This window comes from Carnobacterium sp. FSL E2-0243, from assembly GCF_038003605.1.
GTDB lineage: Bacteria > Bacillota > Bacilli > Lactobacillales > Carnobacteriaceae > Carnobacterium > Carnobacterium maltaromaticum.
The window spans coordinates 2,341,199-2,359,254 of sequence record NZ_JBBOPM010000001.1; the positions used below are offsets into that span (position 1 = coordinate 2,341,199).

Below are 18,056 nucleotides of genomic sequence, written 5' to 3' on the forward strand. Positions count from 1 at the left end.
TCGCTCTTAAGCCTATAAAACCCGTATGAAATCCATTTTTTTAAATGGTATTTTCATACGGGTTTCTATTTTAATTCATCTAAATTGGTTAGGCTCCAACTGGAAAAGCTTCACCAACAACAGCTGATGTTGGTAAAACTAAAATGCCTTTTTCAAGCGGCGCGTCCGGTAAGTTTAATTCTTTTCCAGAACAAATCATACCATGACTAGGTTCGCCACGTAATTCTCCATCCCAAATCAACAATCCATTTGGCATCATAGCACCAACTTTTGCCACGACTACCTTTTGCCCTTTATCAATGTTAGGTGCTCCACATACGATTTGAACAATTTCGCCATTATCAATTTCAGTTTGCGTAATAGATAAATGATCTGAATCTGGATGTGGCACGCATTCTTTAACCAGCCCAACTACAAATTTAGGCGTTTCATTTGCTTCTAATACATCTGCAAATCCAACTTCTTTCAATTTTTCATTTAAAAGACTAACTTCTTTAGACGTTAGATTTACTTGACCGTTCCCTGTAACACTTAAAATGTCTGATACATTAAAAAAATTAAAGCCTACTGTTTCATTGGTTTCACTTTTAAAAATGCGCGTAACAGATCCTTTACTTTCAAATTTTTGGTCAGCAAATGTACTGTTACCAGTCATAATAATTAATGTATCACCAATACCTTCTTTATTGTAGCAACTAATCATCAATTTAATTTCTCCATTTCTTCATTTAGTCATTTTTTATATCTGATTCTTGACTGCGAATGATTAATACATCGCAAGGGGCAAAGCGAATAATATATTGGCTCACGCTTCCCATCATTAATCGTTCCATTCTATTCATACCACTTTGACCACATAAAATCAAATCGATTTGATAGTCTGCTGGCAAAGTTTTAGCTAATAATTCTTTAGGTGAACCACTGACCAATTCCGTCATCACTTTTTTAACACCTTGATCAACAGCTTGTTTTTGATATGTTTCTAAGGCAATATTCATGACGTTCGTTTCTTCTTCACTAGCCTCAATATCGAAACTAGCAACCCCCATTGTATACGCCCGGTTATCAACAACATGAACAATTAATAAATCTGCATCATTTCTTTTAGCTGTTTCTATCGCTTTATTTAGCGCACTAATCGATTCGTCACTACCATCAACTGCTACCATTACGTGTTTATATTGTTGTGTTCCTACAGTCATGACCTTCAGCTCCTCTTTCTTCAAAAATTTAGTCAATTACGCAAGATTTTTAATAAACGACTCTATCTCTGCTTGTGTTTTACGATCTTTATTTACAAAACGACCGGTTTCTTTGCCATTTTCAAAAGCGACAAAACTCGGAATTCCCATAATTGAAAGTTCACTACATAAGTCAATAAATTCATCGCGATCAACTTGAATAAAGGTAAAGTCGGGATGCGCTGCTTCAATTTCTGGCATAACTGGTTTAATATAAACACAATCTCCACACCAGTCTGCTGTAAAGAAAAAAATGGTTTTTCCTTTATTTTTCTCTACTTGAAACTCTTCAATTGATTTTAATTCTCTCATTCGAAACTCCTCTTTTCTGCATTGACTTAATTATTTTTCATAATCGTTTCATATGTGCTACGATCCATAGTTCTAGCCACTTGCAGAACCATTTCTTTAGCTGCTGCATAATCATCCATATGGAACATTGTTTGATGTGTATGGATATAACGAGCACAAACACCGATCACAGCACTTGGTACACCATTATTTGAAATATGAGCTGCACCTGCGTCTGTACCACCCTTAGACACAAAATATTGATAAGGTATGTTATTTGTTTCCGCTGTATCTAATAAAAATTCACGCATCCCTTTTAAGGTAATCATGCCTGGGTCAAATATTCTTAGTAAGAAACCTTCACCTAAATGACCATATTTTGATTTATCGCCAGTCAAATCATCTGCTGCTGAACAATCAACGGCAAAAAATAAATCTGGTTTAAATTGATGAACAGCACCTTTTGTACCGCGCAAACCAACTTCTTCTTGAACATTTGCTCCAGCAATTAAAGTATTAGGCAAAGCCTCTCCTTGAAGCTCTTTCAAAGCCTCAATGACAACTGTACAACCATAACGATTATCCCAAGCTTTACTAATTATTTTTTTGCCATTAGCCGTTTTAATCGTTTCAACATCTGGAACGATCGAATCTCCAGGACGAACACCAAATGCCATCGCTTCTTCTTTCGAATCAAAGCCAGCATCAAATAAGATATCACCAATATCTGGAGCTCCTGCTTTACCATTAGTTCCTCTTAATAAATGAGGTGGAACGGAAGAAGAAACACAAGGATAATTGCCTTTGGCTGTTTGAAGTGTAAATCGTTGCGCTGAAACAACGTAAGGATTCCAACCACCTAAGGGAACAACTCTAAATAAGCCTTGTTCAGTGATGCTTGCTAGCATAAAACCAACTTCATCCATATGAGCTGCTAACATAATCCGTGGAGCATTTTCAGCTTTGCTACGGCGAATTCCAAATATACCACCTAATCCATCTTGGACAACTTCGTCTACAAGTGGTGTGATTTCTTTACGCATTACCTCACGAATCGGGTGTTCAAAACCACTAGTACCTTGTAGCTCTGTCATTTTTTTTACTAACGAAAAAGTCTCTTCATTCATTTTATACTCACAAATAGTTTATCAAAATAGAACTATTCTGTGATCTATCCTCCTTTAAATTCATTTAACTTCTCTAGTATATCGCACTTTCACTTTTATTTTAACAGGCAACGCTTCAATTGTCTTTTTTATTAGAAATTTGTTATACTATTTCTAGTAATGAAATTGACTGGAGGAATAGAATCATGACTGATAGAGATTCGAATTATAGCACTTATGCACTTGTAGGTGGTTTTATTTTTGGCGCCGGCCTAACTTGTGGTTACCAAATTGCAAAACTAGCACAAAAAAAGAAAGTTATCCATGGAGATGAAATTTTAGACACTGTAAAAAACTTATTCTTAGAAGAAGGACCCATTGAAGGCTCTTGGATTGAACTAAAACGTGTCCCTTTACGTAAGTTTGCTTTTAAAACAGAAGTTTATTATGGTGGCGTTTCCCGAATCGAAGAGGACCAACTAATGCAATATGAATTTATTGCAGATGCACATACTGGATCTATTTTGGATTTATATCGAATTTAACTGAACATAAAAACAGAGTGAGACTGCGTACCTAAGATACGTAGTCGCACTCTGTTTTTTTATTTTTTACGGAACTTCGCTACCACTCGATAAATTCGTTGACCACGGTTAGAAAATTTCTCTTCATACTCAGTCATTACATTGCCTTCAAAATCACTTTCATGTAAACTTAACCAAACTTGTTCTAAAATCATGCCGTATTTGGAAAAACTATGAAGTGAATATTCAAATAGCCCTTGATTATCTGTCTTAAAGTGTATTTCGCCTTCTGGAATCAAAATGGATTCATAGTTAGCAATAAAATCAGCAGACGTTAGACGGCGTTTTTCATGTCTTGTTTTAGGCCATGGATCTGAGAAATTCAAATAAACTTGGTTGACTTCACCTTTTTCAAAATATTGTGACAAAGCTCCACCATTTACATGTAAAAGTTGTAAATTTGGTAAATCTTCGGCAATTAATTTGTCTAAAGCAACAACAACAACGCTCATTTGTAATTCAATCCCGATATAGTTGATTTCTGGATGCAGTTTGGCCATTTCAGTTACAAAACGCCCTTTCCCTGTTCCAACTTCAATATGAATTGGATTTTTGTTCCCAAAGCGTTCGTGCCACTTCCCTTTCCAAGTTTCGGGTGTATCAACAATGTACTGTGGATAGCTGGCAATTTTAGCGGGTGCTCCCGGTTTATTTCGTAAACGCATGAATTACATTCTCCTTTTTCTCTTTTTACTACTTGAAAAAAAGAATCCTCTTTATGAAACCACCAAGAGGATTCTAATTATAAGTTTCATTTGTATTTTTGTAGATACTTTGTAAAGTGAGTATATCTTGATTCATTTCATGAAAACGAGATTGATAGTGATGACGTTTTGTTTGTTGTAAGAAATTAATTAATGCATACCATTCAATTCGTTTGATTAATTCATCTGTCACAACTACACCATAATTTTCTAACCACGCACGCCATTGTTTTTTCTCAACATATTGGCACAACAACATACTTAAATCTAATGCTGGATCAGCTAATACTGCCATATCCCAATCAACTAAATACAAGCGATTTTCATCAGAAAGCAACCAATTTTTACGATAAATGTCGCCATGGCAAACTCGTGGTTGAACAGACTCCATTGATTTAATTTCAGCTTTTAATTTAGCTAAAATTTCATTTAGCATCGGATGAATTTTCAAATCATGCGGCAGCTCCATTTGGTACGATTGAATTAACTTTTCTGGTGAAACTTCTTCACCACCAACTCTAGATAGCATTTTTCGCAATGTATCTGAGTGATGTATTTTATAGAGTAATTTAGCTACACTGGGTAGTGTCATTTCTGAGCTTTTTAATGTCCGACCATTTAACCATTCTTGAGCAGTCAAAACATCCCCGTTCCCAATGCGCTTTGTCCATACAAGACGAGGGGTAATGCCTTCAACTGAAAGTGCAGCTAAAAAAGGAGAAGAATTCCGCTTCAAAAAAAGCTTTTCTTCAGCCTTGATCCCCATGTAAGCTTGACCTGTGTCTCCGCCTACAGGAAGTAATTTCCATCCTGTATCAATCTCAAAATCCATTGCAATCATTCCCTGTTATATAGTTAGAAAAACTAAATGTTTATTTTTATTCTCTGCTGATTAACTTTTTAAATAAGATTTTTCGTTTTAGTGTGACGAAAAACAAAACTTGTAGAGTCAAAAATGATAGACACCGATAAGATGTCTATCATCTATTCACTCCCTATTTTAGGTTGCTTCACTGAATACGTCAAGCGTATATACGTTCGATTTGTAATTTTTTTTTTAAAATGCTTTATTTAGTGTCTTTTTTTGCAAAAAGTTTTAAACTTTCATTCAGTTTTTCATTTTATTTTAACTAAAGAACTTATCTTGATAGTTTGCAATTTAATTCTAACAAGGCAATTTTCAGTTTCTTAACACATCAACTTCAATATTTTTGCGTTTTTCACGGATTAAAAAGGTCAAAAGAAAACCTGCCAATGAAAATAAACCAACAACCATAAAGACAAACTGAAAACCTTTTAGAGAAGCTAGAATTGGACTTCCTAAGGCAACTGCGCTTTGGCTATTAGAAACCATCGTCATAATAACAACAAAAAGCGCTGTCCCCATTGATCCAGATAATTGTCTTTGTGTGTTAAACATGGCAGAAGCATGAGCGGCCATATCTAGAGGGACTGCGTTAAATGCTCCAGTTTGAAGTGGCATTAAAGTTAAAGATATCCCTAAAGAACGAATTAGCTGGATACTAACAATTAATGTTACACTAGAATTCAAATCTAAAAAGCCAATACAAAAAGTCATAATTGTAATTAAAAATAATCCAGTAATAGCTAGTTTTTTTCCACCGTATTTATCAAATAATCGCCCAGTTATTGGACTCATTACAGCAATCACAATCGAACCTGGTAATAAAATCATCCCGGATTTCATCGGTGACCAACCGCGGATAGATTGAAAATAAATTGGAAATAAAATAATTCCTCCGTACATTCCAGCTAGTATAATAAATGAAATAATCATATTTAAACGGAAACCGCGAATCTTAAAAACCTTAAAATTCAGTAATGGATGTTCTGAACGATTGCAACGAAGAACTAATAGAATCATGGAAACAATCCCAACTAAAATAGCACCTAAAACATTGATACTAAGGAAATCATGAGAAGATGCATTGCTAAATCCAAATAACAAACCGCCAAATCCAAGTGTTGAATAGATAACACTTAACCAATCTAGCTTAGGTTTTCCAACCTCACTGACATTTTTCAATACAAAAAAGGCAATGATAATATCAATTAAAGCAAATGGTAAAATAAAATAAAACAACATGCTCCAATGGTAATTTTGGACAACCCAACCAGAAAATGTGGGGCCAATCGCTGGGGCGAAATTCATTCCTAAACCAATTAATCCCATTGCTGCGCCTCTTTTTTCAATTGGAAACATGTACAAAATGACAATTGTTTGGAGCGGTAAAACAACTCCAGCCCCTACAGCTTGAACCATACGTCCTATGATTAAAACCCAGTAAACATCTGCAGTTGCTGCTATAGCTGTTCCAATAAAAAAGGTAATCATGGCAAATAGATACAATTGCCTTGTTGTAAAACGCTCAACTAAGTATGCTGTAATAGGGATCATAATACCGTTTATTAACATATAAGAAGTCGTCAACCATTGACCACTTGTTGCCGTGATTGAAAAATCATTCATAATGCTAGGTAAGGCCGTGCTTAATAACGTTTGATTCAAAATTGTAACGAAGGTTCCCATAATAATAACACCGAGTATCGTTACTATGTGGGAATTTTGATATTTTGTTTCCATAAATTTTCCCCCTATATCTTTTGTAACTCACGTGAAAAGACGCTGGCCCCCATAATGGGACAGCGTCTTCACAACTAAATAATCGTATCATAAATTAATTCATTCAGCAATTATTTTGTTTTTTTAGCGAATTATTCCACAAACTTCTTCCACTGCTGCTACATACAAATCCTGTAACTGCTTGACGATTGGTCCACGTTTACCGTCCCCAACCTTCACTCCATCTATTTCTACAACAGGCATTGCCTCAATTGTCGTACTTGATGAGAACACTTCATCTGCCGCTTTTAGCTGCTCTAAAGTAAATGCTTCTTCTTTTACTGGGATACCCGCTTCTCTAGCGACCTTTAAAAGAACAATTTTTGTAATCCCTGCTAGAATTAAATTCCCATCAGGATGTGTATAAATGGTACCATCTTTAACTATCCACATATTTGTTGAAGAACCCTCTGTTACGATTCCATCACGATGTTGGATTGCTTCTTCAGCACCTTTTTTATGCGCTTCATGTTTCGCCATAATATTTCCTAATAAACTGATTGATTTAATATCACAATGTAACCAACGACAGTCTGGTATCGTAATCACAGGAATACCTGTGTCCATTTTAACTTGGTTTCTTGGCACTTTAGTTGCAGAAGCAGTAAATACCGCTGGCACCTTAGTTGGATCTGGGTAAGTATGGTCTCTAGGAATAGCGATTCCTCTTGTAACTTGGAAATAAACATTGCCTGTTTCAATATCATTTGCAACTAACAGCTCATTTAATAATTCTTTTAACTTATTTTTAGTAAAAGGTAGAACGAGTTCAATTTTTTCTGCTCCCTTAAATAAACGGTCAATATGTTCATCTGCAGTGAAAAACACTCCATTGTAAGCACGGATTACTTCGTATAAACCATCCCCAAATTGGTATCCACGATCTTCCATATCAATTTCCACGTCTGATCGTTCTACGATTTTATCATTCCAAATTACTTTCATTCTAAGCCCCTCATTTCTTAACCTCTAAATTTTTTATTTTTCTGTTGCTATCATATCAAAATTTTTTAAGTGGTGCACTATATTTATCTGAAAATTCTAAATCTATAATAAATCTTAATCATTAAAAAAGTTAGGTTTTCTACTTTAGTGTAGAGAACCTAACTTCATATGAATTAATAAGCTCGTGATTTTTTCATTTTTTTAAGACGAATTGGCACATACACCTGAGTGAAAATAAATACAAAAGCCAAACAGCCAATAAAAATTAACAAACTTTCTGCAAGTGTCAGCGTGAATAAGCTCGTTATAAAGATAGCAATAGCCTGTCCACCTAACGCAACTGAAAATAATTTTTTAAGTGCTTTACCTTTAGCTAACTCATTAACCGGATACAATCTAGTTAGAGCCATATTATCATAATGGAAATATAGAGGTAATAACTGGAAGCCTGTTAAATAAATAAATAAAATACTTAACAAAATCGCCATTATAAAACTATGACTGAAAATGATTAAAAGAACCACAATAACCGATAAACGCAGATATAATCCACTGTATTCCGTTCCTCTTAAAAATGTTCGCGCATATAAAAAACTAAATGTATTTTGGTGAACGGGTTGAATTCGTTGCAATAACACATCTAAATAACGGCGACGTTTTACTTTCCCCTTTAATGAAGGAATATCAGTAAATAAATTAATAAACTGATAGATACGATGCATCCTTTGTTCTTCATCTTGTACCATCATTTCCCATTGATAAATCGTCTCATTTTCTATTTTTTTGAAAATTGGTCCGCTAACAAATTGTAAAATAATCGCTAAACATGTCGCGAGAATTGGTGAAAAGAAGACTGCTAAAGCCACAATAAAAATAGCTATTCCTAATTTAATTAATTGCCATTTTAATCGTTCTTCTTTTCCACTTAGCTTTAAAGATAGAAGTTGAATATCTAGATCCCAATTTTTTAATAAAAGTAAAATTAAAGCAAAATAAGTCATATCAAAAAAATCAAATTCTGTTGTTGCAACTAAAAGTGGCATAACAAATGCCGTTAATAAAACAATTAAAAAAGTTGGCAATAATAAACTGTAAGCTTTTGCTGCTTTTAAATAGCGAGGCAACTCTTTTTCTTTAGGTAGTAAAAAAACTGCATCGGGCGCCTCAATTAAGGTCGCTAATTTGCCAATAAAAATAGAAGCAACAAAAATAAGTAGCGCAATCCAACGTCCCCAAATAAAACTGGAATCTAATGTTTTTAATAAATTTGAATACCCTAAACTTAATGCACCAAAAATAAAGAAACAAACAATGACAAAATGATCATTTAAAACATATTTTAAATAGCGGGCCATTTTCTTCTCGTGAAGCTTAAGTCTTTTTTTCCAAATTTCAAGCATCATCATTTAATTGATCCTCTTCTTTAGTTAAATGAATATAAATTTCATCTAACGTTGCTTCTGGCATTTGGAAGCTTGCCCGTAAATCTTCCAAAGTACCTTGCGCTTTAATTTCGCCATTATGCAGTAGTACAAATCCATCACACTGACGCTCAGCCGTCGCTAAAATATGAGTAGACATCAAAATTGAAGCCCCTTGTTCTTTCATCTCATTCATCAATTCTAATAACGCATTAATTCCCAATGGATCTAATCCTAAAAAAGGTTCATCAATAATATACAAACTAGGCTCCACTAAAAATGCACATAAAATCATGACTTTTTGTTTCATTCCTTTTGAAAAGTTAGCTGGAAACCAGTCTAGTTTATTGCTTAGACGAAAAGAGGTTAATAATTTTTCAGCACGTTGAAAAGCAATATCTTGCGGCACATCGTAGGCCATTGCCGTTAGTTCAATATGTTCTTTTAACGTTAATTCTTCATATAAAACTGGAGTTTCCGGGATAAAAGCAAATTTTTTGCGGTACCCTTCTGTATCTGCTGTCAATGTTAACTCATCAATTGTAATTGAGCCTTTTTGCGGGTTCATCAACCCTATAATATGTTTAATTGCTGTACTTTTACCAGCACCATTCAATCCAATTAACCCAATTAATTTTCCTTTTTCAACTTCAAAGGAGATATCTTTTAAAACAGGTACTTGACTATAGCCTCCTGTTAAATTCGTTACTTTTAAACTCATGGTGTTTTATGCCTCCTTAAATACATTTTATTTTAATAGTATAACATATGAAGTGAGAATGACGAACTTGCTTTTATGCACATATTGGAAATGAAATAAACGAAAGCCATTTTGATTAAAAAGACAATTTTTAATGAATGCTTTTTTTCATTAGTTAGCGTTTCACTTTCAGGTCTTTTTATGATACATTTAACCTAGTCATTTCATTAATATAAACGAAAGTAGGTAAATTTAAAAATGGAAGAATGCATATTTTGTAAAATTATTAACCGAGAAATTCCTAGCCATGTAGTTTATGAAGATGAGGATGTTCTAGCCTTCCTTGACATCACACAAGTCACCAAAGGTCATACACTTCTGATTCCAAAACTTCATGTCTCAGATATTTTTGAATACAATCAAGAATTAGCAGCAACTATTTTTTCTCGTTTGCCAAAAGTTGCTCGAGCGATTGAAAAATCGGATCCAGCAATTAAAGGCTTAAACATTGTTAATAATAATCGTGAAGTTGCCTACCAAACTGTTTTCCATTCTCATGTACACTTAATTCCGCGTTATGATACAAAAGATGACTTTTCTATGCGTTTTGGAAATCATATGGCCGATTATACACCTGATCAACTCAGTACTGTGGCACAATCAATTAAAAACGAATTGGAGGATTAATTATGGGACACTCATTTTTAAAAGGATTATTTATAGGCTCAATTGTAGGTGGAATAACAGCTTTATTAACAACACCTCGCTCTGGAAAAGAAAATCGGGATATTCTATTAAGTTATGTCGATGATACCACCGTTCTAGTTGATGATGTGTCAACTAGTGTTAACGCCTTAAAAGATGCAATCCAAACACTAACCACTGAAGGTTTAGAATTAGTTAATGAATTTTCCGAAGACATGACTGATACTGTGGAAGAATTTACCATGCAAAATCAGCCTCGTCTCCGCAGAATTGAAGAAAAAGCTCAAAAACTAACGACAGATTTGGAAGAAATTGCAGAGATATTTCCTGAAATGGCTGAAGAATCGAATCAAAATATCCAAGTACAAAATACTCCTTCTTAATACTCAATATATACCTGTTTATCTTATTGCTAAAATATGATTTTTTTATGACTTTATAATGAAAAATTCTATTTTAGTAGTTATTTACATCTGTTTTGTGATATATTGTTTACGTGGATAAAATGTTTTAATAAAATAGAAATGGACGTGTTATGATGAAAAAGTTTTTAGTATCATTTACAGTAGCAGCGGCATTGTTAACAATGGCTGGTTGTTCTAACAGCGGTAAAACAGTAGCCTCTACTACTTCTGGGAAAATTACCCAAGAGCAATTATATGATAAGATGAAAGATCAATACGGAACAACAGTTTTACAAACAATGCTTTTATCAAATGTATTAGAAGATCAATATGGTAGTAAAGTTGATAAAAAAGCTGTTGAAGCTGAGTACAATACACTTAAAGAACAATATGGCGATAGCTTTGAAGACGTATTGAAACAAAGTAATACAACTTCTAAAGCACTGAAAGAAAATATCCGTTCACAATTATTAATGGATGCTGCAATTGCTGACAATTCTAAATTTACAGATGCTGACTACAAACGTGCATTTGAAACTTGGACTCCAAAAATGACAGCTCAACATATCTTAGTTGCTGACGAAGCAACTGCTAAAGATTTGATTGCTAAAATCAATGCTGGTGAAGATTTTGATAAATTAGCAAAAGAAAACTCAACAGATACTGCTACTAAAGAAGATGGCGGAAAATTACCTGAGTTTGACTATACAAGTTCTCTAGGAACTGAATTTGCAACAGCCGCTTCTAAATTGAAAGATGGCGAAGTAAGCAAAGAACCAGTTCAAAGCCAAAGTGGTTACCACATCATTAAAATGGTTAAAAACCCTGGCAAAGGCAAATGGGAAGATCATAAAAAAGAGTTGAAAACAATTCTAGTTACTGAAATTAGAAATGATCAAGCTAAATTGACACCTATTTTAGCTAAAGTAATCAAAAAAGCAAACGTTCAAATTAAAGATGAAGACTTGAAAGATGCTATGGCACCATTTACACAACCAGCAGCAACTTCTAGCTCTAGCGAATCTAAAAAATAAGAACACACTTAAGGAGGCTGGGACAAAAGTCCTCAGCCTCCTTTTATTATGACTAAAAAAAAAGAGAGATTTTAATCTTTCTCTAGATATGATATATTAATACTTATAAGTTCGATAAAAAAAGAAATGGATGTGTTTTAATGAAAAAATTAATAACTGCTGGTGCGATTATTTTAACATCGTTAACTTTGGCAAGTTGTTCCACTAACAATGATGTGGCTACAACAAAAGCTGGAAATATTACTAAAGAGGATTTATATGAAGCAATGAAAACCACTGCTGGCCCTTCTTCCCTACAACAGCTAATTATTTCTGATGTTTTAACAGAAAAGTTTGGCGATAAAGTAACAGATAAACAAGTAGATAAAGATTTTAACGCCCAAAAAGAACAGTATGGTGATCAATTTGCTGAGTTGCTTAAAAATTCAAACTATACAGAAGAAAGTTACAAAGAAGTTATCCGTATGAATTTACTCATTGAAGCAGCGGTTAAAGCAAATACTAAATTTACAGATGAAGACTACAAAACAGCTTGGGAAAGTTTCGTTCCTAAACTAACTGTTCAACATATTCTAGTAGCTGATGAAGCAACTGCTAAAGATTTAATTGCAAAAATTAATGCAGGGGAAGATTTTAGTACTCTTGCTAAAGAAAACTCTTTAGATACTGGATCAAAAGAAGATGGTGGAAAGTTACCTGAGTTTGACCACAACACTCCATACGATCCTTTGTTTATTGAAGCAGCTGCTAAACTAAAAGATGGTGAAGTGACACAAGAACCGGTTAACGGATCGAACGGCTACCATATTATCAAAATGATTAAAAACCCTGGTAAAGGTAAAATGGAAGATCATAAAAAAGATTTAGAAACGACAATGATTAAAGCACGCTTAACGGATGATGCTTATGTTCAATCTATTCTTTCTAAAATTATGCAAGATGCAAAAATTGAAATCAAAGATAAAGATTTGAAAGGTGCTATGGATACTTTCTTAAAACAAGATGATTCTTCAAAAGAAAGTTCAAAAGCAACAGATTCTTCAAAAAAATAATATCTAGCTAAATCTAACCAAAAAAATTTCCTTCTTAGCAAAATTAGCTAAGAAGGAATTTTTTTATTCTAGTAATTCAAGTTGTTCTTCACTCGTTACTTTAGTCATATTTGGTTTATAAAATGCACGATTGTCCATTCCAAATATTCGTTCAGTGAAGGTTCCTGGTTCTGTGCGATTAAGCGCAACATTTAGCATGTTAATTGACGCATCAATATTATCAATTTGGTGCAATACTTCTGCTTCACGCAAACGTGGACGAACAGGTGAACCATATTCCAACTGACCATGATGAGCTAAAATCATATGCTTCAATAAAATAATATCTTCTGATTTATCATCTATTTTCAACGCTAAACAAGCTTTTGTAATTTCTTCATCTACAATTACAATATGGCCAATTAAATTACCTTCTAATGTGTATTCAGTTGACATTGCACCTGAAAGTTCCATTACTTTTCCTAAGTCATGCAGAATCACACCTGAGTACAACAAAGGCTTATTGATTTCTGGATATTGCTCTGCAATAAATTTAGCTAAGCGCAACATTGAAATAGTATGGTATGACAAGCCACCCATATATGCATGATGGTGCTTTTTAGCTGCCGGAAATTGGAAAAATTCTTTTTGATATTTAGTCATTAAATGACGAACAACACGATTCATATTCGCATTTGTAATTTCAAAAATAGTTTGATTAATTTCTTCAACAATTTCTTCTTTTTTGATTGGCGCGCGTTCCATAAATAACTCTGGTGAATTGGGTTCATTATCATTTGCCAGTCTAATTTTAAATAATTTAACTTGAGGATTTCCTTGATAAAGTTCACGTTTACCTGATACACGTACCACTTTTCCAGCTAAAAATGCCTCAATATCAGAATCAGATGCATCCCAGTACTTTCCGTCTATTTGACCACTGACATCTTGAAAAGTAAAGGCGATAAATTTTTTCCCATTTTTGGCTACCCGTACATCTGCATTTTTTACCAATAGAAATAAATCAAATGTATCATCTACATTGTAATCAAAAATCTTTTTATCCATCAAACTCCCACTCTCGTTTATATATTTTTATTTACTCTTTCCTATTGTAACACTTTCACTTGCTCTTTGGAAAATTCCTTTTGACTTTCGCTACTACAAGTAAAATAAATGATCTGACTTGTTTGGCTAATTTCATTTAACAACTGAAATATTTCACTTCTTCGTTCAGCATCAAAATTGACAAAACCATCATCAATCAACAAAGGTAATTTTAATAAATCCGTTGCATTTTTTATGAAAGCAAATCGTAAAGCCACATAAAGTTGTTCGCCAGTCCCCTGAGATAACTCATTAACTTCATATATAGACCCATCTTGCCTCTGAACTTGAATTCGTTCATCTTTAAATAATAATCGCTGATAGTTCTTTTTTGTAAGAAGATTAAAATAATGAGAAGCATCTTCAATCATTTCTGGCAAACGATCTTTACGGGATAAAGTTAACATCTTTTCAATAATTTCTGCCGCAATTCGCAAACTACTCCATGATTGAACTAGCTCTTGCAACTCTGATTTTAAATTAGCAAATTCTTGTAGTAAGACGGAATATTGTCCACCTTCTTCTAAGTTTTTCAAGGCAACTTCACATTCAGCTTTTTGTTTTAACTGCGAGCTTATTTTCTTTTTTAACAGTTGCAATGTTTCATCTTGAGTTTGTAAGGCTTCAATTAATTCTTCTTTATCACGGTAATTTGTAAATAAAATTAAATCTTCCGCAATTTGATCCTCTAATAAATCTAATCGTGCTTTTTTCTGTTGCAATTCTTGATAAAGCACATATTTTTTTCGGAACTCTTCTTCGCTAGAAACATCTACGCTAGCAAATAAGCTTTCTTTATTTTTTTCAATGACTTTCTGATTTTCTTCTCCTGAAAGCAGTTCTTGTCTAATTTCAGCTACTCGTTGACTGATATGTTGCTGAGCATTTTCAATTTCTACCTGTTGTAAATAGAATTGTTGGAATGAAAAAAGAAATGTTGCTAAGTTCTCCATGCCAATTCCAATAATCTGCTGGCTAAATTCAACGCCACTAAACCATTCACTTATTTGTTTTGTTAAAGCATCTATCTCTAATTCTTGTCTTTCCGTCACACTTATTTGTTGTCGTATTTCAAAAAAAGGATCATCCACTACTAGTTTTTCTAAAGAAACCTCATTCGGGATCATTGTTTTTTGACTAAACTGTTGATGTTGACGATTAAATTGTTGTTTTTCTAGATTGAATTGGTTTTCTTGATCCGTAAAATAATTTAACGCATCAGTGACATCATCTGCTTCTGCTAATTTCTCTCGCCACTGTTTCCGAATTTCTACTTGTTTAATATACTCTTCATAAGAATATTTTTCATTCGTTTTAGTAGTAGCTTTTTCTCTTTTGGTTCCGAATGCTTGATAACCTGTAATTAATAAACCTAGTCCACCGACAATCAACAGTATTACTCCTAAAGTAGCTCCTATCAAATAACCAGCAACCAAACTAAGTAGACTGCTAAAGGCAACAGCATAGAAACTTTTGGATTGTTTTTTTCGTGCTCTTTTTTGTCTTTGCGGGACAACTTCAGGTTTTTGATACTCTTGAAAATCTTTTGCTTCCCACAATTGATTTTCTAATTGATCGATTTGTTGATTTAGAACCTCTATTTGAAAATTCAATCGTTGTTTATCTTGCTGTAAGTTAGCTTCTTTCTCTTGAATACTAGCCTGTAAATCAATTAAATTCTTCACTTCGGCTTTTAATTCAGTAGATAAAACTTGGGGAATTTCACCATAAATAGGTAAACCATTTTGGTGCAATAACTGTTCTAAATAGCGTTGATCTTGAAGCTGTTTAGCTTCAACTATTTCTTTTTTCTTCATCAACTCTTTTATCTGTTCTATTTTTAAATTAGCCTCTTTAAAACGATCTTTGTGTTCTAAATAAAAACTAAACCGTTCATCTTGACCTGCCTTACGACTTAATTGTAAGATTTGTTCTTTTTCTTTAATTTGGGTTGTCACAATTCTTGCCAGTTCGTCGTTCAATTGTTTCAGCTGGTACAGCCCATCTTCAGGTAAATTTATTAAGGCTTTTTTCTGAATTTGATTTTGGATTTCTTGAGCCTCTTTAAAATGAGCCCAATTGGAACTCAGTCGTTTTAATCCCGCCAATTCTCGCTCTAAATCTTCTTGTTGCCTTTCAAATTGTTTTAAATGCTCTGAAAGTTTTAATTTTTCATTTTGCAATTGATTGTATTCATTGTTTCGAGCTTTAACACTTTTTAATTGTTGCTCTTTTTGTTTTAATTGGCTTATTTTTTGATTAATTTCAGGAACACGCCCACTGGCTTTGTATAGTTTATTTGCTTCTTGTTGAAATTTATCGACAATCCTCAATAAACGCTCATTACCTAAAGTTCCAACACTAAGAAAATAACGATTTAATTTTGTTTGATTCATTTGTTGAACCTTTTGTAAACCAACTAAATCAAATGAAAACAAAGCTTGGTACGTATTTTTATCAATACCAAAAATAATTTTTTCTAATAAATCTTCTGAACCTGTTTCTCCGTTTGCTAGAGTAACGGTTACGTTCCCACTAGTTTTCCCCTTTACACGTTCAATTAAAACATTCCCATAAACCGTCTCTGAAATACGCAAACGACCACCATACTGACTACTATTGCGAGGTTCATAACGCGTGCCTGATCCTTGTTTTGTTGGAAATCCAAAAAGAATGCTATGAATAAAAGACATAACTGTCGATTTACCTGCTTCATTTTTTCCATAAAAAACTTGTAAATCTTGAATATCAGTAAAACTTTTATCTACCCATTTTCCATAACCATAAATTTCAATGGATTCAATTTTCATTCTTCTCACTTCCTTCAATTCCTAGTTGCTGAATAATTCTTTCTTTAGCCTCTGTAATAATCAATTCTCGATAGCGCTGATCTCTAGAATCAACATAGTCTTCAATTTGACCTTCTTCAAATAAAAAATTTGTGGCTTCGTTAAACCAACTTTCTTCTGCTACAAGATTTATTGCTTCTTGCCACTCTTTCGTCATAAAACTAAATTGGTTATTTCCTACCGTCTCTTTTTCTAAAACAATCCGATGTACCCAAATAATCACATCATCTGTTTCTGAAACTTGCTGAACCGCTTCTAATAACTCACCTGAATTAATTTTTTTGCGAACATTTAATGCCAAACTTTCGCTATCTGTCAAACGCAACTCAATAAATAATGATTGTTTATTATTTTTTTTAGTTTGGATAAATTCTTGGATGGTTTGATACACATCTCCTAAACGCTCTATACCTTTAAGTGACAACTGAACTTTTTCCCATTGAATAGTTGCTGTTGAATAAAACTGGTGCGTTTTAGCTTCTGCCGTTAGCTGGATCCACTCACAGCCCTTTGAATTTAATTCCTTACTGCTGCGCCCTTGCGTGTTACCAGAATAAATAACCAATGGATTCTCAGACAAAATTTGACGTTTATGAATATGTCCCAATGCCCAGTAATCATAATTTTTATTTTTAAGCTCTGTTAGTGTAAAAGGAGCATAGGTTCCGTGCTCTGATTCCACACCATCAACCGAACCATGAAGCATGCCAATGTGATAATCGGCTGTTTCTTCCCTTTTAGGATAACTTTCTATCATTCGTTCACGAACCCAACGCTTAGGGTAACTAAAACTAGTAATTGCAATGCGTTCATTCTTTTTAGTTGTTAACCAATGGGTTTCCACTTCCTCATTAAATATCGTCACATTTTTAGGCATCGTTAAATGCAATCCTGTGTTCTCTATGTAATCATGATTGCCATGACAAATAAACACTGGTATTTCAGCTGATTCTAATCGAATGAGTTCATTACGAAGGTAAGCTTGTGCTTTCACACTTCGATCATCACTATCATAAATATCCCCCGCCAGGCAAACAAAGTCAACTTGCTTATCAATTGCTAAATTAACAATTTTTTCCAGTGACTTAAAGGTTGATTGATAAATTTGTTCCCATAAAAAAGGTGGCAAACTCTTTAATCCAATAAAAGGACTATCTAAATGTAAATCTGCCGCATGAATAAATTGAACCATTTTACTTTCCTCCCACTTCATTCAATCAAAATAAACATATGTTCGTTGTCTAGTAAAAAAAAGAGCTCACTACCTATTTTACAATAGTGAACTCATTT

18 protein-coding genes are annotated in these 18,056 nt (G+C 33.7%); 5 read left to right on the top strand and 13 right to left on the bottom strand.

Going from position 1 to position 18,056, the window contains the following annotated elements; translation table 11 throughout:
* Nucleotides 1-88: 88 nt before the first annotated feature.
* From ytpR to pepA, 4 genes are read right to left on the bottom strand one after another with little or no spacing between them, the layout of a single operon-like run.
* The gene (ytpR, locus tag MHI00_RS10985) at nt 89-703 is read right to left on the bottom strand and encodes a YtpR family tRNA-binding protein (protein ID WP_341113629.1); all 615 of its coding nucleotides are present in this window, start codon (nt 701-703) and stop codon (nt 89-91) included.
* Nucleotides 704-728: 25 nt separating this feature from the next.
* A complete protein-coding gene (locus MHI00_RS10990) occupies nt 729-1,202 on the bottom strand; it encodes a universal stress protein (RefSeq protein WP_057001485.1) in 474 nt (157 codons plus the stop codon).
* A 36-nt stretch (nt 1,203-1,238) separates the two neighbouring features.
* Complete coding sequence (locus tag MHI00_RS10995; protein WP_135054600.1) at nt 1,239-1,553, bottom strand: thioredoxin family protein; 315 nt, start codon at nt 1,551-1,553, stop codon at nt 1,239-1,241.
* 26 nt (nt 1,554-1,579) lie between these two features.
* Entirely contained in the window at nt 1,580-2,659 is a 1,080-nt protein-coding gene (gene pepA, locus MHI00_RS11000) for a glutamyl aminopeptidase (RefSeq protein WP_010053588.1), read from the bottom strand.
* Between the two features lie 185 nt (nt 2,660-2,844).
* Here pepA and MHI00_RS11005 point away from each other — a divergent pair, with 185 nt between their 5' ends.
* Complete coding sequence (locus tag MHI00_RS11005; protein ID WP_341113636.1) at nt 2,845-3,183, top strand: hypothetical protein; 339 nt, start codon at nt 2,845-2,847, stop codon at nt 3,181-3,183.
* Nucleotides 3,184-3,242: 59 nt separating this feature from the next.
* On the opposite strand, the gene trmB is transcribed toward MHI00_RS11005, so the two are convergent.
* The 6 genes from trmB to MHI00_RS11035 form a co-directional block, all read right to left on the bottom strand.
* Entirely contained in the window at nt 3,243-3,887 is a 645-nt protein-coding gene (gene trmB, locus MHI00_RS11010; protein ID WP_341113637.1) for a tRNA (guanosine(46)-N7)-methyltransferase TrmB, read from the bottom strand.
* A 73-nt stretch (nt 3,888-3,960) separates the two neighbouring features.
* The gene (locus MHI00_RS11015; RefSeq protein ID WP_010053584.1) at nt 3,961-4,758 is read right to left on the bottom strand and encodes a phosphotransferase family protein; all 798 of its coding nucleotides are present in this window, start codon (nt 4,756-4,758) and stop codon (nt 3,961-3,963) included.
* Nucleotides 4,759-5,106: 348 nt separating this feature from the next.
* On the bottom strand, nt 5,107-6,531 hold the full coding sequence (locus tag MHI00_RS11020; protein WP_010053583.1) for an MDR family MFS transporter: 1,425 nt from the start codon (nt 6,529-6,531) through the stop codon (nt 5,107-5,109).
* Between the two features lie 123 nt (nt 6,532-6,654).
* Nucleotides 6,655-7,515, bottom strand: coding sequence for a D-amino-acid transaminase (gene dat / locus MHI00_RS11025; protein WP_056999940.1), 861 nt, complete (start codon nt 7,513-7,515; stop codon nt 6,655-6,657).
* A 173-nt stretch (nt 7,516-7,688) separates the two neighbouring features.
* The gene (locus MHI00_RS11030) at nt 7,689-8,921 is read right to left on the bottom strand and encodes an ABC transporter permease (protein ID WP_229251757.1); all 1,233 of its coding nucleotides are present in this window, start codon (nt 8,919-8,921) and stop codon (nt 7,689-7,691) included.
* Nucleotides 8,908-9,657, bottom strand: a complete 750-nt coding sequence (locus MHI00_RS11035; RefSeq protein ID WP_015075932.1) for an ABC transporter ATP-binding protein — start codon at nt 9,655-9,657, stop codon at nt 8,908-8,910. The genes MHI00_RS11030 and MHI00_RS11035 overlap by 14 nt, the downstream gene beginning before the upstream one ends.
* Nucleotides 9,658-9,894: 237 nt before the next feature.
* Between MHI00_RS11035 and MHI00_RS11040 the strand changes: the two genes are divergently transcribed.
* From MHI00_RS11040 to MHI00_RS11055, 4 genes are all read left to right on the top strand, one after another.
* The gene (locus MHI00_RS11040) at nt 9,895-10,323 is read left to right on the top strand and encodes an HIT family protein (RefSeq protein WP_010053578.1); all 429 of its coding nucleotides are present in this window, start codon (nt 9,895-9,897) and stop codon (nt 10,321-10,323) included.
* Nucleotides 10,324-10,325: 2 nt separating this feature from the next.
* Nucleotides 10,326-10,724, top strand: coding sequence for a YtxH domain-containing protein (locus MHI00_RS11045; RefSeq protein ID WP_010053577.1), 399 nt, complete (start codon nt 10,326-10,328; stop codon nt 10,722-10,724).
* Between the two features lie 155 nt (nt 10,725-10,879).
* On the top strand, nt 10,880-11,779 hold the full coding sequence (locus tag MHI00_RS11050) for a peptidylprolyl isomerase (RefSeq protein WP_051120421.1): 900 nt from the start codon (nt 10,880-10,882) through the stop codon (nt 11,777-11,779).
* 140 nt (nt 11,780-11,919) lie between these two features.
* A complete protein-coding gene (locus MHI00_RS11055) occupies nt 11,920-12,831 on the top strand; it encodes a peptidylprolyl isomerase (RefSeq protein WP_035064159.1) in 912 nt (303 codons plus the stop codon).
* Between the two features lie 63 nt (nt 12,832-12,894).
* Here MHI00_RS11055 and MHI00_RS11060 read toward each other — a convergent pair whose 3' ends face one another.
* From MHI00_RS11060 to MHI00_RS11070, 3 genes are read right to left on the bottom strand one after another with little or no spacing between them, the layout of a single operon-like run.
* Entirely contained in the window at nt 12,895-13,878 is a 984-nt protein-coding gene (locus MHI00_RS11060; protein WP_015075929.1) for a 3'-5' exoribonuclease YhaM family protein, read from the bottom strand.
* Between the two features lie 41 nt (nt 13,879-13,919).
* Nucleotides 13,920-16,727, bottom strand: coding sequence for an ATP-binding protein (locus tag MHI00_RS11065; RefSeq protein ID WP_341113650.1), 2,808 nt, complete (start codon nt 16,725-16,727; stop codon nt 13,920-13,922).
* On the bottom strand, nt 16,717-17,958 hold the full coding sequence (locus MHI00_RS11070) for a metallophosphoesterase family protein (protein WP_332629396.1): 1,242 nt from the start codon (nt 17,956-17,958) through the stop codon (nt 16,717-16,719). The genes MHI00_RS11065 and MHI00_RS11070 overlap by 11 nt, the downstream gene beginning before the upstream one ends.
* Between the last annotated feature and the right edge of the window lie 98 nt (nt 17,959-18,056).